We start from the raw sequence: 21,750 nt of genomic DNA, 5'->3' as shown, positions 1-21,750 counted from the left end.
AATATGTTCGTATCATATCGTTGGTTACAAGAGTATGTAGATATTAAAGATGTAACAGCACAAGAACTAGCAGACAAAATCACGAAAAGTGGTATTGAAGTAGAAGGCGTTGAAGTATTAAATAAAGGTGTAAAAGGTGTTGTAGTTGGTCACGTATTAGAATGTGAAAAACACCCAGAAGCCGACAAATTAAGCAAATGCTTAATCGATATCGGTGAAGAAGAACCAGTTCAAATTATTTGTGGAGCTGCTAACATTGCAAAAGGTTTAAAAGTACCAGTTGCAAAAGTTGGCGCTGTACTTCCTGGTAACTTCAAAATTAAAAAAGCAAAACTACGCGGGGAAGCTTCTCACGGTATGGTTTGTGCTCTTCAAGAGCTTGGTATTGATGGGAAATTCGTTGCGAAAGAATATGCAGACGGTATCTTCATCTTCCCAAGTGATGCTGAAGTTGGTGCAGATGCACTTGAAATTTTAAACTTACATGATGAAGTGCTTGAGCTTGGTTTAACACCAAACCGTGCAGATTGCTTAAACATGTTAGGTGTTGCATATGAAGTAGCTGCTATTTACGGCCGTGAAGTAAAACTTCCAGCTATCAACTTACAAGAATCAGCAGAAAAAACAGCTGATTACATTTCTGTAAGTGTAGAAGCGAAAGAAGAAAACCCGTTATACATTGCAAAAATGGTGAAGAACGTAAAGATTGGTCCATCACCAATGTGGATGCAAACTCGCCTTATGGCAGCTGGCATTCGTCCAATTAGTAATGTAGTTGATATTACAAACTACATTTTAATGGAATACGGTCAACCGTTACATGCATTCGATTACGATAAATTAGGTTCAAAAGAAATCGTTGTTCGTCTAGCTAAAGAAGACGAAAAGATTCAAACATTAGATGATCAAGAGCGTAAATTACAAAGCCACCACCTTGTTATTACAAACGGTGAAAAAGCTTTAGCTGTTGCTGGTGTAATGGGCGGAGCGGATTCTGAAGTTGATAGCGAGACAGTAAACGTTCTAATTGAGTCTGCATACTTTGCAGGTCAAACAGTGCGCCGTACATCAAAAGACTTAGGTCTTCGTAGCGAATCAAGTGCACGTTTTGAAAAAGGAATCGACCCAACACGTACATTTGAAGCGATTCAACACGCAGCTGCTTTAATGGCAAAATACGCTGGCGGAGAAGCACTTGAAGGTGTAGTAGAAGCTGATAACTTACAAGTACAAGAACGTACAGTATCTGTTACAGCTGAAAAAGTAAACCGTGTATTAGGTACAGATATTGCTGCGAGCGAAATGGGTACAATGTTCACAAACTTAAAATTCCCATTCACAGAAGTAGAAGGAACATTCCATGTGAATGTACCGGCACGTCGTCCTGACATTACAATTTCAGAAGACTTAGTAGAAGAAGTAGGTCGTCTGTATGGTTATGATCACATTCCAGTTACATTACCATCTGGAACAATGACACGTGGTAAATTAACATCAGCACAAACGAAACGTCGTAAAGTACGCCGCTTCCTAGAAGGTGCTGGTTTATATGAAGCAATCACATATTCATTAACAAGTGCTGACAAAGCGAAACAATACATGGTTGAACCAAACGAAAAAGCTCCTGTAAATCTTGCGCTTCCAATGAGCGAAGAGCGTAGCCAACTTCGTTTAAGCTTAGTACCACAATTGTTAGAAGCAGTTTCATACAATGTTGCACGTAAAAACGATAGCGTTGCTTTATATGAAGTAGGTTCTATCTTCTTACCAACAGAAGCAGGAGAACTTCCGAAAGAAGAACAACATCTTGCAGGTGTTATGACAGGTCTTGCTCTTCACCATGCATGGCAAGGTGAGAAGAAAGTTGTAGACTTCTTCGTTGTTAAAGGTGTATTAGAAGGATTATTCGACGTACTTGGCGTTGCAAACCAAATCACTTATGCACCAGCAAAACGTGAAGGTATGCACCCAGGCCGTACAGCTGACATCGTATTAGATGGTGAAGCAATCGGATTCATCGGTCAATTGCACCCGGAAACAGAAAAACAATTAGATGTGAAAAATACATTCGTATTCGAATTATCTCTTGCAAAAGTATTCGGTGCAGACGCTGAGGAAACTTACTACTTAGCAATTCCACGTTTCCCATCTATGACACGTGATATGGCTGTTGTAGTAACAACAGAAACAAAAGCTGGTGAAATGAAGCAAGTAATTGCTGAAGCTGGCGGAGAACTTCTAAAAGAAGTAACACTATTCGACTTATACGAAGGTGAAAAAATGGAAGAAGGCAAGAAATCACTTGCATTCTCTATGAACTACTTCGATGCAGAACGTACATTAACAGACGAAGAAGTAACAGAAGCACATAGCCGTGTATTAACAGCGGTAGAAGAGAAATTTGGTGCGGAGTTACGTAAGTAATAAAAGATTGCCGGATTAATTCCGGCAATTTTTTTTTATGATGCGATTGTCGAAAGTTGTCGGTAAGTCGATATATTATAAAAATCGCTGATATATTTGAAGTTGCGGTCGATATATTGCAAAAATCGCTGATATATTTTCTGGCATCTTGCATCTTTCCCTCGAATGTAGTACATTAATTTTAGTTTAACAAAATGAAAGACGATGATAAGGAAAAGTAGTATATACTATAATCCATAGCGAGTCAGGGACGGTGAGAGCCTGATGAGGCGGTATATATGAAGAACACCTTGGAGTTGCTAACCGAAATTGGATCTTGTATTCAAGAGTAGACTTAGACGGGAATCCGGCCTGTTACAAACCGGGAAGTATGTATTACATACGAGTTAAAGTTGGTCTTTATGACAAATTGGGTGGTACCGCGAAGTTTAACCTTTCGTCCCTTTATGGATGAAAGGTTTTTTTGTATTTAAATATATGAGTAAAGGAGAATTTTACTATGGAAAACACATTAGTAAAAAGTCTGTATAGAGATACAGATAAATACGCAGATCAAACAGTACAAGTATCGGGTTGGATTCGTAACTTACGTGATTCAAAAGCATTTGGTTTCATCGAATTAAACGACGGTAGCTTCTTCAAAGGTGTTCAAATCGTTTTCGATACAGAATTAGAGAACTTCAAAGAAATTGCAAAGCTTCCACTAAGCTCTTCAGTTAAAGTAGAAGGTAAAGTAATTGCAACACCTGGAGCGAAGCAACCATTTGAAATTAAAGCAGAAAAAATTGATATCGAGGGCTTATCAGATTCTGATTACCCACTTCAAAAGAAGCGTCACACGTTTGAATACTTACGTACAATCGCTCACTTACGTCCAAGAACAAACGCATTCTCTGCAACATTCCGCGTGCGTTCTATCGCAGCATTTGCAATTCACCAATTCTTCCAAGAGCGTGGATTTGTACATGTTCACACACCAATTATCACTGGTAGTGATACAGAAGGTGCAGGCGAAATGTTCCGCGTAACAACGCAAGATTTAAACAACGTACCTAAAGGTGAAGGCGGACAAGTCGACGAATCAAAAGACTTCTTTGGCAAAGAAACAAACTTAACAGTAAGTGGACAGCTGAATGCTGAAGCTTATGCATTAGCATTCCGTGATGTGTACACATTCGGACCTACATTCCGTGCGGAAAACTCAAACACAACTCGCCACGCAGCTGAGTTCTGGATGGTTGAGCCTGAGATTGCATTCGCTGAATTAGGCGATGTAATGGATCTTACAGAAGATATGCTGAAATATGCAATGAAATACGTACTAGAGCATGCACCAGAAGAAATGGAATTCTTCAACAGCTTCGTTGATAAAACAGTTCTAGAGCGCATGAACAACGTAATTAACTCTGACTTCGGTCGTATCACTTATACAGAAGCAATTAAAGTACTTCAAGAATCAGGTGCTGACTTTAAATACCCAGTAGAATGGGGTATTGACTTACAAACAGAGCACGAAAGATACTTATCAGAAGAAATCTTCAAGCGCCCTGTATTCGTAACAGACTATCCGAAAGATATTAAAGCATTCTACATGCGTATGAACGAAGATGGTAAAACAGTAGCTGCTACTGACCTTCTAGTTCCTGGCATCGGCGAATTAATCGGCGGAAGTCAACGTGAAGAAAGAATGGACGTTTTAGTAGACAGAATTAAAGAATTAGGTATGAACGAAGAGGACTACTGGTGGTACTTAGAACTTAGAAAATACGGCGGTACAAAACATGCTGGATTCGGTCTAGGTTTCGAGCGCTTCCTAATGTACATCACTGGTATGGCTAACATCCGTGACGTAATTCCATTCCCAAGAACTCCAGGTTCTTCTGAGTTTTAAGATGAAAAAAGCGAGAGCAATTGCTCTCGCTTTTTTTGTTTGGAAAAATGTTGTTCATAGGTTCGTTCGTATCTCATATATAGTAAAACGAATGAAATATTTATGGGCAAGGGAAAGGGGTTTTGGCTCGATGGGGGAGATTACAAGTCATACAAAGTGGACACTGCATGACAAGTATGTGGTGATTACTGGTGCAACAAGTGGTATTGGATTAGCGGCAGCTAAGGCATTTGCAGAGCGCGGTGCCAAACTAGGAATCATTGCACGTAACGAGGAAAAAGCGAATGCTGCTATTGCTCAAATTAAGGATGTAACGAATGGGGATGTGATGATAGATCTATTTTTAGCTGATATGGCTTCCCAACAATCTATACGCCGGGTAGCTACTGATATTTTAGAAAGGTGTCCGAGAATAGATATATTAGTGAATAATGCTGGTGCTTTATTTCAAACAAGGCAGCTTACAGAGGACGATTTGGAGATGACTTGGGCGGTTAACCATTTAGGTCCATTCCTAATCACTAATTTGCTGTTGGAGCGTTTAAAAGAAAGTGCTCCTGCTCGTGTTATCACCACCGCATCTCACGGTCACAAAATGGCTAAAAAGGGAATTGATTTCGGTGATTTAGATGCAGAACAACTTTATCGTGGTGTTAAGAAATTCATGGGTGGTCCTACAATGCGTTATGCTCAATCAAAACTAGCAAATATTTTATTTACCGCTGAATTGGCAAAGCGGTTGGAGGGGACGGGTGTTAGTGCATACAGCTTCGATCCAGGGCTAGTGGCTACGAATTTCAACCAGGACAATGGTCTAGTTGCTCGCTTAACTATGGCAGCAATGAAACCTTTCTCTCGTACACCCGAGAAAGGTGCTGAAACTCTAATATGGCTAGCAGAATCAAGTGAATTTACTGATCATAGTGGTTATTACTATGCCGATAAGCAAATAGGAAAAATGTCTGAAGCTGCCTTGGATAAGGATGCCGCAAAACGTCTATGGGACATTAGTGAAAAACAGACAGGAGGATAAAAGAGTAGCCAGTATATGTTCAGATGGTTATGCTGAATAGTTTTTTACTCTTAAGTGAAAAGTAATCTTGGGGGTGATTGTAATGAGTAAGAAAGTGAAAACAGACCATTCTAGATCAAGCTTAGGTTCTCCGGAAGTGGAAGGACAAGGAACGACTACGCATGAAACGGGTTCTTATAAAGTACCTTCATCAAATAAGAAGCAGAAACGAAGTTAAACATAAAAAGGGAGTCATGGAGACTCTCTTTTTTAGGTGAATAGTAAATGAATGTATATCAGACTTAATTTAAATATATAGATATGAAGAAGGAGTGCGACAAAAATAGGAACGTGTGAGATCCTATGTATCCATTTTTCATTCATAAAAGGCGAAAAGAATCCAATTCTTTTCGCCTTGTTTAGTTCATCCATATCCTGTCGATACTAAAAAGTAGTTATTTTTTCAGTAAGCGAAACGCTTTCTCTGTATTAGCAAAATGCACTTTCACAAACTCAGGTAGTCTTTCTTTACCGACTTTTTGAATTAATTTAGCAGCGGCAATATCAACTTGTTTACCAGCACCTTTTGGAAGTGGCATGCCAGCTTTTTTGCTTAGTTCATCAAATTGTTTTACGAATGAGTAACGAGCTAAAATGGAAGCAGCAGCTACTGCTAAATGGACACTTTCTCCTTTTGTAGCGAAGTAAACATCTTCACGTTGTACCTGTTTTTGTTTCGCTAAATATTTATAGTATGTATCAGGCTGTGTAAATTGGTCGATTAAGATGCCTTCTGGTTTTGTAGGTGCTATTTTCGCTAGTAAGTTTGTAATTGCCTTATTATGTAGTAAAGCTTTTAGTTTACCTTGGTTGTTTCCTTTATCAAATAGCTCATTATATTTTTCATTATGAAGAACGAGAGAGCTATAAGGAACAACGTGAAGGAGTTGTTTTGCAATTTCAGCAATTTGAGCATCATTTAAGTTTTTGGAGTCTTTTACACCGAGTTCTTTTAAAAGTGGAATTTGCTTCGCATCCACATATACAGCAACTACTGTCATTGGTCCGAAGTAATCACCAGTACCTACTTCATCTGATCCTAGAATAGACATTGTACCGATGGAAGCGGGCGGCGCATAACGATGTGAATCAACCGATTTTTTCACAGCTGATTTCGGTGTTTGAGAGACAGTTTGCCAACGAGCAGCTTCAGCTTCAGCACGGCCTCCTTGGAACATTACTTTTCCAGATTTATACGCTGTAATCGTGCAAGATGGCACCTTTGCCATGAAGACACCGCCTTGCGGAATTTTCGGGCTAAGCGCTTGTTTATACTGTTGTTTCATGTCTTCAATTGCACTAGAACTTGTTTGTATTACGATAGAATTTGACAAAATGGTCGCTCCTTTTTTTATATTGTTATTTTTATCATATCGGATTGTTCTTTCTGTTTCCATATTATGATGGTTCATGGTATGATAAACTTTAGGATTCTGTACGTGATTGGAGGCCGGTGAGTTGTCACAACAAAAGGGAAATAAAAGTCGAATTAATGTAGAAATATATGGTCAACAATATTCAGTTGTTGGCGATGAAAGTACAAGTCATATCCGCATGGTAGCAGCGATTGTGGATGATAAAATGCGCGAACTCAATGCCAAGAATCCTTCGCTTGATACGAGTAGACTAGCGGTATTGACGGCGGTAAACGTCATACACGATTACATAAAATTAAAAGAAGAACATGAGAAATTGAAAGAAAGTATGACACAAAAAGGAATTGAATAGCATGATTGATATTATTATCATTTTACTGCTTGTTATGGGATTCTTCCTCGGTTTACGCAGAGGATTTATTTTGCAACTTGTAAAGTTAACAAGCTTTATTATCGCATACCTCGTTGCATACTGGTACTGTAAAGATTTAGCGCCAGCACTTGCGAAAATTATTCCGTATCCATTTGATAAGAATGTTTCTGTTCCAGAATGGATAGATGCGAATAATATTGAGGGTGTCTTCTATCAAGCAATTGCGTTTATTGTATTATTTATTATTACAAAAATCGCACTTTCACTACTTGGTAATTTACTAAATATGTTTGCAGAAATCCCAGTTTTAAAGCAAGTCAATGCGGTTGCTGGGGCACTTCTTGGCTTTTTAGAAGTGTATATCATTCTGTTTGTCCTAATTATTGTTGGATCAATTCTTCCAATTGAACAAATACAAACACCATTACAAAAATCATCAATTAGCAAAATAATTGTAGACGATACACCGATTCTTTCTGAAAAGGTGAAGGAACTATGGCAGACAGGTAGCAGAGTGTAACTTCTCTTTTTTCGGAAAGAGAAGTTTTTTTCTATGAAAGAAAGGCGGGGCAATGATGAAAGTGAATAAAAAACAAGTTATCAAATTACTAGAGACAATCGGCCTGTTTATGGAACTGAAGGGCGCGAATCCATTTAAAATATCTGCATTCCGTAAAGCGGCGGCAGCACTAGAAAGTGATGACCGTAGTCTTTCTGAAATTGAAGATTTCACAAAGATTCCAGGTATCGGAAAAGGAACGGCAGCAGTTATTCAAGAATATATAGAATCGGGAACATCTGAAGTACTACAAGAACTTGAAAAAGAAGTACCAAGCAGTTTATTACCACTATTAAAACTACCAGGCCTTGGTGGTAAGAAGGTGGCCAAGTTATACAAAGAACTTGGTGTTGTTGATATGGAAACGTTAAAAGCTGTTTGTGAAGAAAATAAAGTACAAGCTTTAGCGGGATTCGGTAAGAAAACAGAAGAGAAAATATTAGAAGCAATTGATCAAGTAGGCTCTCGTCCAGAGAGGTTACCAATTGCGATGGTATTGCCTATTGCCGGGGAAATAGAGGAGAAATTGTCGAATGTTGCTGAAATAATTCGTTTCTCACGCGCTGGTAGTTTACGCCGTGTTCGTGAGACAGTGAAGGACTTAGATTTTATCATTGCAACGACGGAGCCAGCAGTAGTACGTGAACATTTACTACAATTTGATAATATGATTGAAGTGATTGCAAGTGGAGATACGAAAGTATCTGTTCGTCTTCAATATGAATATGATATTTCAATTGACTTCCGCTTAGTAAAACCAGAAGAATTTATTACAACTCTTCACCATTTCACAGGATCAAAAGACCATAACGTAAAAATGCGCCAAATTGCGAAAGATAGAGGCGAGAAAATTAGTGAATATGGTGTGGAAATCTTAGAGACAGGTGAAGTGAAAACATTCGAAACAGAAGAAGCATTCTTCGCCCACTTTGGCCTTCCATTCATCCCACCAGAAGTGCGTGAAGATGGAAAAGAAATTGAATTAATTAAAGAGTATCCGGACTTAATTCAGTTCTCTCATATACAAGGTGATTTACATATGCATACAACGTGGAGTGACGGTGCTTTTTCAATTGAGGAAATGGTACAAGCATGTCGTGCTCGTGGATATAAATTTATGGCAATTACTGATCACTCGCAATACTTGAAAGTAGCGAACGGTTTAACGAAAGAGCGTCTTCGTGAACAAGCGAAAGAAATTGAACGTATGAATGAAAAGTATCCAGACATTACAATTTTGCGCGGAATCGAAATGGACATTTTACCAGATGCGACACTTGATTTTGACGATGAAGTATTAGCAGAACTAGATTATGTTATTGGAGCGATTCATTCTAGCTTCTCACAAGACCGTGAAACGATTATGAAACGTCTTCGCACTGCACTTGAGAATAAGCATGTCACGATGATTGCTCATCCGACAGGACGTCTTCTTGGGCGCCGCCAGGGTTACGATGTAGATACAGATTTGTTAATCCAGCTCGCAAAAGAAACAAATACAGTTTTAGAATTAAATGCAAATCCAAACCGTTTAGATTTAAGTGCGAAATTATTAAAACAAGCACAAGATGCTGGTGTAAAAGTAGCGATTAATACGGATGCCCATACACTTGAAATGTTAGAAGATATGGAAACAGGTGTAGCAGCAGCGCGTAAAGGTTGGATTCAAAAAGATAATGTGATTAACACATGGGATATTGAACGTTTATTAGACTATATTAAACGTAATAAGTAATACAGGGGGGACCTGCAACATGTTAGAAAGAACGTTGCGTGTATTAGAATACAATAAAGTAAAAGAACAATTACTTGAACATACAGCATCTTCACTTGGTCGTGATAAAGTGAAGAATTTAGTGCCAAGCACAGATTTTGAAGAGATTGTGGAACTGCAAGAAACAACGGATGAGGCAGCGAAAGTTATCCGTTTAAAAGGACATGTACCACTTGGAGGGATTTCTGATATTCGTTCAAATATTAAGCGTGCGAAAATTGGAAGTATGTTAAGTCCTCATGAATTAATTGAAATCGCAAGTACGATGTACGGTAGTCGCCAAATGAAACGTTTCATTGACGATATGATTGACAACGGTGTTGAGCTTCCAATTTTAGAAACACATGTCGCGCAAATTGTGTCTTTATATGATTTAGAAAAGAAGATTACAAATTGTATTGGTGACGGCGGTGAAGTAGTCGATAGCGCAAGTGACAAATTGCGTGGTATTCGTAACCAAATTCGTACTGCGGAAAGCCGTATTCGTGAGAAATTAGAAAACATGACGCGTTCTTCAAACGCGCAAAAAATGTTATCAGATGCAATTGTAACGATTCGTAACGAACGCTACGTAATCCCGGTAAAACAAGAATACCGCGGCGTATATGGTGGTATTGTTCACGATCAATCCGCTTCTGGACAAACATTATTTATCGAACCGCAAGTAATCGTGGAATTAAATAACGCACTTCAAGAAGCACGTGTGAAAGAAAAACAAGAAGTAGAACGCATTTTAATGATGTTAACGGAAGAAGTAGCAGTGGAAGCTGATATCGTTTTATCAAACGTAGAAGTAGTTGCAAATCTTGATTTTATTTTTGCAAAAGCTCTTTATGCGAAGCGAATTAAAGCGACGAAACCAATCGTCAATAATGAACGCTACATGGATTTAAAACAAGCACGCCATCCGCTTATCGATCCGGAAATTATCGTGCCAAATAACATTATGCTTGGTAAAGACTTTACAACAATCGTTATTACAGGACCGAATACAGGTGGTAAAACAGTTACACTTAAAACAGTTGGTATTTGTGTCTTAATGGCGCAATCTGGTCTTCATATTCCGGTAATGGATGAATCAGAGATATGTGTATTTAAAAACATCTTTGCTGATATCGGTGATGAGCAATCGATTGAACAAAATTTAAGTACATTCTCTTCTCATATGGTAAACATTGTAGATATTTTAGAAAAAGCTGATTTTGAAAGTTTAGTCCTATTTGATGAATTAGGTGCTGGGACAGATCCGCAAGAAGGGGCTGCACTAGCAATTTCTATTTTAGATGAAGTATGTAACCGCGGTGCTCGCGTTGTTGCAACGACGCATTACCCAGAATTAAAAGCATATGGATACAATCGTGAGCAAGTTATTAATGCGAGCGTTGAGTTCGATGTGAATACATTAAGCCCAACGTACAAATTATTAATCGGTGTACCAGGACGTAGTAACGCCTTTGAAATTTCGAAGCGTCTTGGTTTGTCTGATCGCGTTATTGATCGCGCTCGTAACCATATTAGTACAGATACGAATAAAATCGAAAATATGATTGCAAAGCTAGAAGAAAGCCAAAAAAATGCAGAGAGCGAACGAAAAGAAGCGGAAGAATATCGTAAGCAATCTGAAAAACTTCATCGTGAATTACAGCGTCAAATTATTGAATTTAACGATGAGCGCGATGAAAAATTATTAAAAGCGCAAAAAGAAGGGGAAGAAAAAGTCGAAGCTGCGAAGAAAGAAGCAGAAGGCATTATTCATGAACTTCGTCAATTGCGCAAAGCACAGCTTGTAAATGTGAAAGACCATGAGCTTATTGAAGCGAAGAGCCGTCTAGAAGGGGCAGCACCAGAGCTTGTGAAGAAACAAAAAGTAAATGTGAAAAATACAGCGCCGAAACAACAATTACGACCAGGTGATGAAGTAAAAGTGTTAACGTTCGGTCAAAAAGGTCAATTGCTTAAAAAAGTAAGTGATACAGAGTGGAGCGTACAAATTGGTATTCTGAAGATGAAAGTGAAAGAATCCAATATGGAATACATTAATACACCGAAGCAAACTGAGAAAAAAGCAGTCGCAAGTGTGAAGGGTAGAGATTATCACGTGTCGTTAGAGCTAGACCTTCGCGGTGAACGTTATGAAGATGCAATGATGCGCGTTGAAAAATATTTAGACGATGCACAGCTTGCAAGCTATCCTCGTATATCAATTATTCACGGTAAAGGAACAGGAGCGCTTCGCCAAGGTGTACAAGATTACTTGAAGAAACATCGCGGCGTGAAAAATTACCGCTACGGTGATATGGGCGAGGGAGGCCTAGGCGTAACAGTTGTCGAATTGAAATAGCAAACAACGAAACAAAAGGGGAAACCATTATATGTTTATGGACAAACTTGCAAAAGTATTGTTAGCTTGTTGTGGAATATTTTTGGTGATTGGGGTTATTTATTTAGTTGTTTTTGCGAAGTGAAGGAGCGTCAATCTTGGCATAATGATATTGCCATGGATTGACGCTTTTAATCTATAAGAAAAGGAATAAAACATGAAAATCAACCAATACATAAGCGAAGCAAAGTCCTGCTCAAGACGTGAAACAGACCGTCTTATTAAAGCAGGACGTGCCGCGATTAACGGTGAAATTTGTACGCACGGTGTACTCGTGAGCGATGGTGATGTTGTAACGATTGATGGACAGGTTATTGTCAAAGAAGAGAAAGAAAAAGTGTATATTGCCTTTCATAAACCAGTTGGCATTACTTGCACAGCAGCCGATCATATTGAGGATAATATTATTGATTATATCAATTACCCAGAGCGAATCTTTCCTGTTGGACGGTTAGATAAAGCGTCGGAAGGACTTATTCTATTAACGAATGATGGCACGATTGCCAATCAAATTTTACACGGTGATCATGAGCACGAGAAAGAATATGTTGTCACTGTCGATAAGCCTTTTACAGATTGGTTTATTGATATGATGTCCAGCGGTGTAAAGATTAAAGATGGAATGACGAAGCCATGTAAAGTGATGAGAGTCGATCAGTCTACATTTCGGATCGTTTTAACGCAAGGAATGAATAGGCAAATTCGTAGAATGAGTCGTGCTTTCGGGTTTACTGTAACAAAGCTAAAGCGAGTTCGCATTATGAATATAAAGCTAAATGGACTAGAATCTGGAAAATGGCGAAACATTACAGCAGAGGAATTAGAAATATTAATAGGGCAGTTATAGGGAGGAAAGTTTTCTCCCTATATTTTTTTGTCAGAAAAAATAAAACTATTGATTTTTTAAAAAATAGCCCATATAATAAAAAACAACAAGTTTCGACAAGATATTTTATAAAAGTAATGATGAGGACATGAGTTGTTTTTGACGATTCTCAGAGAGGGAAGCCTTAGGCTGTGAGCTTCCTAATACGGAAAGACAAACTTACCACCTCTAAACTTCAAGAGTGAACTGCATGATGCATTGTAATTCTTGGCGGATAAAACCGTTATCAATTTACACGAGCTATAAAATGAGCTTATTTTGTTATAAATTCATTTTATTAGAATAAGGGTGGAACCACGATTTCAACACTCGTCCCTTTGTTAGGGACGGGTGTTTTTTGCGTTCTTTTATAGGGAAGTATGCTTGAAAGAGGATATGTGACGGGCTTTAATTCAGAATATTTTGTTAATCAGATAATTGTTTAGGAGGTTAGTAGAAATGAAATCATCTTTAAAGTTTTCTGAGATGTTTGCAATAAGTTTAATGTTATTTGCACTATTTTTCGGTGCAGGTAATATGATTTTCCCACCAGCGTTAGGACAAGGTGCAGGAACAGATGTATGGATCGCGTTATTTGGCTTTATCGTAACAGGTGTAGGACTGCCTTTATTAGGGGTTATTGTTATAGCTCTAAAGGGAGATATTAATGAATTAGCAGGACGTGTACATCCTATATTCGCACTTGTTTTTATCACTGCAATTTATTTATGTTTAGGCGTATTCGTAAGTGTTCCACGTACAGGAACAGTTGCTTACGAAATGAGTGTTGCACCGTTTTTACCAAGTGAAATAGCTGGTCAATCATATCCACTTGTTATCTTTACACTTATTTACTTTGCAGTAACTTTCTATTTAGCTTTAAACCCATCGAAATTAGTGGGACGCATCGGTAAAGTGTTAACTCCAATTTTGTTAGCTGTTATAGCAATTATCGTAGCGAAAGCAATTATTACGCCAATGGGAGAGTTTGGTGCACCGACAGAAGCGTATAGTGCTCCTCTTTTTAAAGGTTTTATCGACGGATATTTAACTTTAGATGGACTTGCAGCACTCGTTTTCGGAAATGTTGTCATTAGTGCTTTAAAAGCAAAAGGTATTACAAATAAGAATAGCATTGCGAAAGTAACAATCTTTGCAGGATTTATTGCAGCACTTGGTTTACTTCTTGTTTATTTGGCGCTTGCTTACCTTGGAGCTTCTAGTGTTTCACTTGGAATGGGAGCAAACGGAGGGATCATTTTAACAAACGTCGTAAATCATTTATTTGGTAATTACGGAATGTTATTACTAGGCATCGCAATTACAGCAGCATGTTTAACAACTTCTGTTGGTATTGTTGCAGCTTGTGGAGAATATTTCTCTTCGTTATTACCGAAGCTTTCTTATCAAAAAGTTGTTTTCATTTTTTGTGTATTAGCATTTATGGTAGCGAATCTTGGTTTAACTCAGTTAAATGCATTAGCATTGCCAATTTTAATTGCAATTTACCCAATTGGTATCGTATTGATCGTATTATCACTCGTTGAAAACTACGTTCGTCTTCCATTAGCGATGTATGTAGGTGGTATTGTAGGATCATTTGCGATTAGCTTCTTTGATGGATTACACAATGCAGATCTTCAAATTGCAGAACTAACACCTATTTTAGATAAAATTCCATTATATAGCGTAGGGATTGGTTGGTTAGTTCCAGGTATGATCGGTATAGGAATTGGTTATATAGTTTCTAAGTTTCAAAAGCAAGAAATTGCTGTAGAAAAATAGAGAAAAGAGGCTTTCTATGAAAGGAAGCCTCTTTTTTTGTAGAAAAAGCCGTATATAAAAAAATTTAGATATTAAAAAAATTATACGTAATATAGTTGACAATAAAATTAGCATTAGGCTAAGATTGACTTAGTTGTGGAAATATTGGAAGGGAAGTGAGGGAGCAGGGGAATCGGTTTTCTATGACTATATCATTTTTGGAAGAAGAGGTGATAGAACAATAGAATTAGGTAGTTTATTTTTTTTGTAGTCTGTTGAGAATGATAATCAGTAAAGAGATTGAATTATTTTAGAGTGCTTTTTATAGGGAATATAGAGGGATAATATATTTTTTGACCTTTAGTGAGAATGATAATCAACGATACTTACATTACATAAAGTAATGACAATGAAATAAAGGTAGAAGAGATTATTTTTTTCTTATAAATTGAGAATAATTATCATTTTCAAAATATAAAACGAAAGATAAACAAGGAGGAAGTAAGCAAAATGAGAAAGTTTTCAGTATTACCCGCATTTATTATAACGTTAGTATGTATGCTAGCTTTTCTCGTAATACCATCTGGGCAAGCCTCAGCAAAATTAGCTGATGGTACTTACGATATTAACTACGTTATCAAAAAGGCGGAAGATGATTCAGCTTCAATGGCAAATGATTATTTTGAAAAACCAGCTAAGTTAATTGTAAAAAATGGTGAGATGAGAGTACAAGTTCCAATGAATCATAGTGCTTGGATTACAGAATTTAAAGCACCAGAGAATGGGAACTTCGTTGATTCAAAAGTAATTAGCAAAGACGAAGCAGCTGATAAAAGAACGGTTGAATTTAAAGTTGATGATTTATCTAAACCGTTAGGAGTAAAAATTCATGTTGTTGTACCAAGTGCAAACTACGACCATCATTACACAGTTCGCTTTGCATTTGATGCGAATGTAAAAGCTGTAGGTGGCGATAACGGTGTAGCTGGTGTAACAAAAACTGATGATCAAACTAAAAAAGATGGCCAAGTAAAAGAAGAGCAAAAGAAAGAAGAGAGCAAAGCAACAAATAAAGATGCAAATAAAGGAACAAATGAAAGTGGAAAGGCTGAAAAAACAGATAACCCAAAAACAGGTGATGATGCTCGCATTGGATTATTTGCAGCGTTAGTTTTAATCTCAGGTATTTTCTTAGTTCGTAAAGTGAAGTTAAGTAAATAAATCTTTGGAAGGGCGATGAATATATGTTTAAACAATTTAAAATGATTATTGCCGTATTTGCTGTCTTATTTACGTTTATAGCAACACTAGGTTTACAAGATGCAAAAGCTGCTACACAACTAGCTGATGGGAAATATAATATTGCTTTTACTGTATGGAAAGGCGATAAAGATGAATCATCTAGAATGAATAGTTATTTTGAAAGCCCAGCAACATTAACAGTTAAAAGCGGAAAACAATATGCTTCATTTAAAGTGAAAGATAGTGCTTCTATTAAAAGTTTCCAAGTAGAAAAAGATGGTCAATTCTTAGAAACAACAGTCTTAAGTGAAAACAAAAAAGAGAATACTAGAGTAGTAGAATTTGAAGTTGCTGACTTGTCAGAAAAACTAAATGGCAAGGTGAAAATTAACATCCCAATTATTAATTATAACGCTTCATATGATATTCGTTTTGTATTTGATGGGAACAGCATTAAATAATTGGAAATTTTTTAAAAAGGAGAGTCATTCTATTGAACAGGTATTTTAAAATTGTTGTTGCAATGTTTCTAACGATTTTTACATTCGTATCAACGCTGCAACCACTTGCAGTTCAAGCAGCTACAACTTTAGCTGACGGTGAATATTCAATTGGTTTCAAAGTTTTGAAAGATACATCAGATGAAGAATCAATGATGAATCAATATTCTGTAAGCCCGGGGACTTTGAAAGTAAAGGATGGGAAAAAGAAAGTATCCTTTACGTTAACACATAGTTCGTGGATTACGAAGTTTGAAACAGAAAAAGGTAGTCAATTCGTTGATGTAAATGTAGTTAGTGAAGATAAAGAGAACGATACAAGAGTAGTAGAATTTGATGTGGAAGATGTAGAGAAAATAGTAAATGCGAAAGTGAAAGTTGATATTGATGCTTTTAATTATCATCATTACTATGACATTCGTATTTCATTCGACCAAAATAGCATTACACCAATTCATGTAGAAAAACCAGATGAAAAAGAGGACCCAGCTAATAAGCCAGATCCAAATAAAAATCCGGATCCAAGTCAGAAGCCCGACCAAAAGCCTGACCCAGATCAACAACCAAATTCTAACACAATTAAAGATGGTGCGTACAGTATTCCATTTAAAGTGTTAAAAGATAAAACAGATGAAGAATCTAAAATGAATACTTACATGGAAAATCCAGGAGTATTGAAAGTAGAAAATGGTAAGAAAAAAGCGATTGTAACGCTAAAAAGCAGCTCATTAATTAAAAATTTCCAAACGGAAAAAGATGGTGCATTTGTTGATGCAAAAGTAGTGAGTGAAGATAAAGAAAAAGATACAAGAGTCGTAGAATTTGAAGTAGCCGATTTATCAAAAAAAATAAATACAAAAGTATTTATTGAGATGGCATCAAGAAACTACAAGCAAACTCATGACGTACAACTTGTATTTGAACAAGACAAGCTTGAACAAATTAAAAATGAAGAGAAACAACCGGATGAAGATAAAAAGCCAGAAGTAGAAAAACCGGATGGAAATAAGAAACCAGATGCTGAAACAATTAAAGATGGCGAATACAGCATCAATTTTAAAACATTAAAAGATCAAACAGATGAACTTTCAATGATGAACACATATACGAAAAGTCCAGGTGTGTTAAAAGTAAAAGATGGTAAGAAATATGTATCATTTACATTAACGAATAGTGCATGGATTACAAAGTTTGAATTTGATAAAAATGGTTCGTTTGTTGATGCGAATGTATTAAGTGAAGATACGAAAGCTGACACACGCGTAGTGGAAGTAGAAGTAGCAGATTTATCGAAAAAATTAAATGCAAAAGTAAAAGTAGACATCGATTCAATGGATTATCATCATTTCTACGATATTCAATTTGCATTTGATAAAGATAGCATTAAGCCGTTAGATAACCAAGGTGGAAATGACAACCAAGGCGGAAACAATAACCAAGGTGGAAACAATAACCAAGGCGGAAACAATAACCAAGGTGGAAACGACAACCAAGGCGGAAACAATAACCAAGGTGGAAACGACAACCAAGGCGGAAACAATAACCAAGGTGGAAACGACAACCAAGGCGGAAACGACAACCAAGACAATAACACAACAATTGATCCAAATGCTCTTAAAGATGGTGAATACAGTATCGGTTTTAAAGTGCTAAAAGATAAAACAGACGAAATTTCAATGATGAACACATATACGAAGAGTCCAGGCGTATTAAAAGTGAAAGATGGTAAGAAATATGTATCCTTCACAGTAACGAATAGCTCATGGATTACAAAGTTTGAGTTTGAAAAGAATAGTTCGTTTGTCGATGCGAAAGTATTAGGTACAAATAAAGAGCAAGATACAAGAGTAGTGGAAGTAGAAGTAGCCGACTTATCGAAAAAGTTAAATGCAAAAGTGAAAGTGGATATTGATGCGATGAACTACCATCATTTCTATGATATTCAATTTGCATTTGATAAAGGTAGTATTAAAGCTTTAGGTAATCAAGATGGAAACAACATTCCAGGCGGAAACGATAACCAAGATGGAAACAATAATCAAGGCGGAAACGATAACCAAGGTGGAAGTAACAACCAAGATGGAAACAATAATCAAGGCGGAAATAATAACCAAAATGGACACATAACAGTCGATCCGAAAAATTTAAAAGACGGTCAATATGATGTTGCTTTTAAAGTGTTAAAAGATAAAACGGATGAGATTTCAATGATGAATCAATATGTTGTAAATCCAGCTAGATTAACAGTGAAAGATGGTAAGAAATATGTTGCGATGACACTGAAAAATAGTGCGTGGATTACGAAGTTCCAAACAGAAAGTGCTGGTGCATTTGTTGATGCAAAAGTAGTGAGTGAAGATAAAAATGCAGATACGAGAGTAGTAGAGTTTGAAATCGATGATTTATTTGCGAAATTAAATGCGAAAACAAAAGTAGATATCGATTCAATGAACTACCATCATTTCTACGACGTGCAAATTCAATTTGATACAAATAATATTGGTGCAGTAGGAACTATTAAAGAGGATCCGAAAAACGATCCGAAAAATCCAGTGATTACACCGAAAGTAGACAATGCAAAAACAATCGGTAATCCTGATTTCAACCGAAATGCAGACGGTAAGAAGCAAAATGAAAATGCGAAGAATGATGTGAAAAAAGAGAAAAACTCAAAAACAGCAGATACAGCACAGATTGGAATGTATATGTTGCTATTACTAGGATCACTTGCTTTCTTAGTTCGTAAATATAGAGCAGGTAGACTGTGAAATTTGGAGTCTTGATGCATGGTTTCATGCATCAAGACTCGTTTCATATTGTACCGAAAGGAGTGGTGATTGAGAGTGAAGAAAATCACGAGTGTATTCATGGCTATCATTCTTTTATTTAGTATAGCTGGGTGCTCATCACCAAAAAAAGAAACGGCAAAAAAGGTAAAGAGCAGTAGTGAGGAACGTGTTATTGCAACGACAGTTGCTGTGACTGAAATTATGGATGCATTAGAAGTAGATTTAGCAGGTATTCCTACAAGTTCTAAAACTTTGCCAAAGCGCTATAAAGGTTTACCTGAAGTTGGGAATCCGATGAGTCCTGATATGGAAAAAGTAAAATCAATGAAACCATCAGAAGTATTATCTGTTACGACGCTTGAATATGAGTTGAAGCCAGTTTTTAATGAAGCGGGCATTAAGGCAAACTTTTTAAATTTAACGAGTTTAAAAAACATGCAAAACTCAATTACAGAGTTGGGCAAAACATATGGGCGTGAGAAACAGGCTGAAGCAGTCGTAACAAAGTTTGATAAAAAGGTTGCAGACATTCAAAAACAAGTAAAAGGGAAGAAAGAACCGACAGTCCTTATTTTACTTGGAGTGCCTGGAAGTTATTTAGTTGCGACAGAACACTCCTATATTGGGGATTTAGTAAAACAACTAGGTGGTAAAAATATAGTACAAGGTGAGAAAGTAGAATATTTAGCTTCTAATACAGAGTACTTAAAAAAAGCTGATCCAGATATTATTTTACGTGCAGCGCATGGTATGCCAGATGAAGTTGTGAAAATGTTCGATAAGGAATTTAAAACGAACGACATTTGGAAGCATTTTGCCGCAGTTAAAAATAATAGAGTGTACGATTTAGAAGAGCGCTTATTTGGAACGACGGGGAATTTAGCAGCTATTGAAGCCTTAGATGAATTAAAGAAAATGATGTATCCATGATGCATGTATAGATAAAGGAAGATTGAGATGAATAAAAAAATTTGGAGTTTCTTCATCGTCACAGTATTACTAGTTATTATGACTACTGTATCCGCTGTGAAAGGTAGTTTAGAAATAGGTGTCATTGATCTTTTTCAAGGTATATTTACAGGGACAAATGAAGATGTTGAAGTCATTAAAGATTTACGTTTCCCGCGCATCATCATTGCACTTTTCACTGGAGCGGCGCTTGCTGTTTCAGGTGTGCTTTTCCAAGCAGTTATGAAAAATCCACTTGCGGATGCTGGGGTTATCGGGATATCTTCAGGGGCCAGTTTTATGACGCTTGTTATCATTACGCTATTCCCTCAGTTCTTTTTCTGGACACCACTATTCGCGTTTTTAGGCGGTGCGTTTGCTTGTTATCTCGTTTATGCGTTTTCTTGGAAATCAGGTTTAAGTCCGCTGCGTATCATTTTGATCGGTATAGCGATAAATGCGATGTTTACTGGTTTAAATGAATCTTTCGTTACGATTTGCGGATATTTCATTAAAAGTATTAAGCAGACGACAACATCTAATATAACGATGAAGACATGGGGCGATGTGGAAGTACTTGTTACATATGGATCAATCGGCCTTATACTTGCACTGTTTGTAGGGGCGTGGTGTAATTTATTATCTCTACAAGATAAAACGGCTAAAAACCTTGGACTTCACGTGACGAGGGTACGCCTTATTATTTCTGGCATTGCTGTTCTTTTAGCAGCTGTATCAACTGCAATTGCGGGTGTTATCGCTTTCGTTGGATTACTTATCCCGCATATTTCAAGGCAACTGGTTGGATCAGATCATAAAGTACTTATTCCATTTTCAGCCCTTGCAGGTGCGTTATTAATTTTAACGGCAGACACAATTGGTAGGCTAATCGTACCGCCTAATGAAATTCCAGCGGCGACGATTATGGCAGTCATCGGTGGTCCGTTCTTAATATTCTTGCTTAGAAAGAGTGATCGAGTTCATGGAAATTAAAAATGTAACCTTTTCTTATGATAATGTAACGGATCGTTTAAAGTCTGTTAGTAGTGAGATAGAGGTTGGAAAAATTACAACAATTATTGGTCCAAATGGTTGTGGGAAATCAACATTACTAGGTGTTATGTCGCGAAATCATGATCCCCGTAGCGGAGAAGTAATGCTAGATGGGAAAGCTATTAGCCAGTATAAGCCGAAAGAGTTTGCTAGAAAGCTAGCGGTCGTTCATCAGCAAAATGAGGCGCCAGCAGATATTACAGTTGAAAAATTGACGAGTTTTGGGCGTATGCCATATAAAAATATTTTTTCTACACAAACGGATGAGGATAGCGAAGCAATAGAAAGAGCATTGACGTGTACGAGACTACAAGATAAGCGTGATAAGCCAATACATGCATTATCTGGTGGGGAAAGGCAACGTGTTTGGATTGCGATGACTTTAGCGCAAAATACGCCCATGCTGTTTTTAGACGAACCAACGACGTATTTAGATATTTACTATCAGCTTGAAATATTAGAGTTAGTGAAAGAGTTAAATGAAGTACATGGTTTAACGATTGTTATGGTATTACATGACATTAATCAAGCAATCCGTTATAGCGATCATATTATCGTTATGAAAGATGGAGAAATTGTGATGAAGGGTAAGCCAGGTGAAGTCGTAACGGAAGATATGATCAAGACGATATATGGTGTAGACGTTGTTGTAAAGCACGATGAAGATACAGGATTGTATATGGTGCCAATGGGTATTTGATAGGCGACTAAATCCCTTTGGTAATCCGTTTTGAGGTGAT

17 protein-coding genes and 2 other annotated features are annotated in these 21,750 nt (G+C 37.2%); of the genes, 16 read left to right on the top strand and 1 reads right to left on the bottom strand.

Annotated elements, in window-relative coordinates; genetic code table 11:
* The first annotated feature begins 3 nt into the window (after nt 1-3).
* From pheT to EXW56_RS21740, 4 genes are all read left to right on the top strand, one after another.
* A complete protein-coding gene (pheT, locus tag EXW56_RS21755; RefSeq protein WP_002112171.1) occupies nt 4-2,424 on the top strand; it encodes a phenylalanine--tRNA ligase subunit beta in 2,421 nt (806 codons plus the stop codon).
* 195 nt (nt 2,425-2,619) lie between these two features.
* Nucleotides 2,620-2,871, top strand: a binding site (T-box leader).
* A gap of 52 nt (nt 2,872-2,923) precedes the next feature.
* A complete protein-coding gene (asnS, locus tag EXW56_RS21750; RefSeq protein ID WP_215596937.1) occupies nt 2,924-4,315 on the top strand; it encodes an asparagine--tRNA ligase in 1,392 nt (463 codons plus the stop codon).
* 130 nt (nt 4,316-4,445) lie between these two features.
* Entirely contained in the window at nt 4,446-5,348 is a 903-nt protein-coding gene (locus tag EXW56_RS21745) for an SDR family oxidoreductase (protein WP_215596936.1), read from the top strand.
* An 82-nt stretch (nt 5,349-5,430) separates the two neighbouring features.
* A complete protein-coding gene (locus EXW56_RS21740) occupies nt 5,431-5,565 on the top strand; it encodes a YuzL family protein (RefSeq protein WP_002112167.1) in 135 nt (44 codons plus the stop codon).
* A 217-nt stretch (nt 5,566-5,782) separates the two neighbouring features.
* Here EXW56_RS21740 and rnhC read toward each other — a convergent pair whose 3' ends face one another.
* On the bottom strand, nt 5,783-6,721 hold the full coding sequence (gene rnhC, locus EXW56_RS21735; RefSeq protein ID WP_215557538.1) for a ribonuclease HIII: 939 nt from the start codon (nt 6,719-6,721) through the stop codon (nt 5,783-5,785).
* Nucleotides 6,722-6,845: 124 nt separating this feature from the next.
* On the opposite strand from rnhC, the gene zapA reads away from it, so the two are divergent.
* The 12 genes from zapA (at nt 6,846) to EXW56_RS21675 (ending at nt 21,710) form a co-directional block, all read left to right on the top strand.
* Complete coding sequence (zapA, locus tag EXW56_RS21730) at nt 6,846-7,115, top strand: cell division protein ZapA (protein WP_002112165.1); 270 nt, start codon at nt 6,846-6,848, stop codon at nt 7,113-7,115.
* Between the two features lies 1 nt (nt 7,116).
* On the top strand, nt 7,117-7,656 hold the full coding sequence (locus tag EXW56_RS21725; RefSeq protein ID WP_002015450.1) for a CvpA family protein: 540 nt from the start codon (nt 7,117-7,119) through the stop codon (nt 7,654-7,656).
* Between the two features lie 55 nt (nt 7,657-7,711).
* Nucleotides 7,712-9,430 carry a DNA polymerase/3'-5' exonuclease PolX gene (gene polX / locus EXW56_RS21720; RefSeq protein WP_215596935.1) on the top strand — a complete coding sequence of 573 codons (1,719 nt, stop codon included), beginning with the start codon at nt 7,712-7,714 and terminating at the stop codon, nt 9,428-9,430.
* A gap of 19 nt (nt 9,431-9,449) precedes the next feature.
* Complete coding sequence (locus tag EXW56_RS21715; RefSeq protein ID WP_215596934.1) at nt 9,450-11,810, top strand: endonuclease MutS2; 2,361 nt, start codon at nt 9,450-9,452, stop codon at nt 11,808-11,810.
* 196 nt (nt 11,811-12,006) lie between these two features.
* A complete protein-coding gene (locus EXW56_RS21710; RefSeq protein WP_002199215.1) occupies nt 12,007-12,696 on the top strand; it encodes a 23S rRNA pseudouridine(2604) synthase RluF in 690 nt (229 codons plus the stop codon).
* 107 nt (nt 12,697-12,803) lie between these two features.
* Nucleotides 12,804-13,055 (top strand) — a binding site (T-box leader).
* Nucleotides 13,056-13,173: 118 nt separating this feature from the next.
* Nucleotides 13,174-14,499, top strand: coding sequence for a branched-chain amino acid transport system II carrier protein BrnQ6 (gene brnQ6 / locus EXW56_RS21705; protein ID WP_002199216.1), 1,326 nt, complete (start codon nt 13,174-13,176; stop codon nt 14,497-14,499).
* A 489-nt stretch (nt 14,500-14,988) separates the two neighbouring features.
* Entirely contained in the window at nt 14,989-15,699 is a 711-nt protein-coding gene (isdC, locus tag EXW56_RS21700; protein WP_098988733.1) for a heme uptake protein IsdC, read from the top strand.
* 23 nt (nt 15,700-15,722) lie between these two features.
* A complete protein-coding gene (locus tag EXW56_RS21695; protein WP_002112155.1) occupies nt 15,723-16,181 on the top strand; it encodes an NEAT domain-containing protein in 459 nt (152 codons plus the stop codon).
* A 32-nt stretch (nt 16,182-16,213) separates the two neighbouring features.
* On the top strand, nt 16,214-18,988 hold the full coding sequence (locus EXW56_RS21690; RefSeq protein ID WP_215596933.1) for an NEAT domain-containing protein: 2,775 nt from the start codon (nt 16,214-16,216) through the stop codon (nt 18,986-18,988).
* Between the two features lie 69 nt (nt 18,989-19,057).
* On the top strand, nt 19,058-19,939 hold the full coding sequence (isdE, locus tag EXW56_RS21685) for a heme ABC transporter substrate-binding protein IsdE (RefSeq protein ID WP_002199221.1): 882 nt from the start codon (nt 19,058-19,060) through the stop codon (nt 19,937-19,939).
* A gap of 27 nt (nt 19,940-19,966) precedes the next feature.
* Nucleotides 19,967-20,950 carry a FecCD family ABC transporter permease gene (locus EXW56_RS21680; RefSeq protein ID WP_215557533.1) on the top strand — a complete coding sequence of 328 codons (984 nt, stop codon included), beginning with the start codon at nt 19,967-19,969 and terminating at the stop codon, nt 20,948-20,950.
* Nucleotides 20,940-21,710: an ABC transporter ATP-binding protein gene (locus EXW56_RS21675; protein ID WP_002199223.1), complete on the top strand. Its 771-nt coding sequence runs from the start codon at nt 20,940-20,942 to the stop codon at nt 21,708-21,710. Before EXW56_RS21680 ends, EXW56_RS21675 begins: the two co-directional genes overlap by 11 nt.
* Nucleotides 21,711-21,750: the final 40 nt, after the last annotated feature.

The organism is Bacillus mycoides (assembly GCF_018742245.1).
In the GTDB taxonomy this organism is placed as follows: domain Bacteria; phylum Bacillota; class Bacilli; order Bacillales; family Bacillaceae_G; genus Bacillus_A; species Bacillus_A cereus_U.
This window is presented reverse-complemented; position numbering and strand designations above follow the sequence as displayed.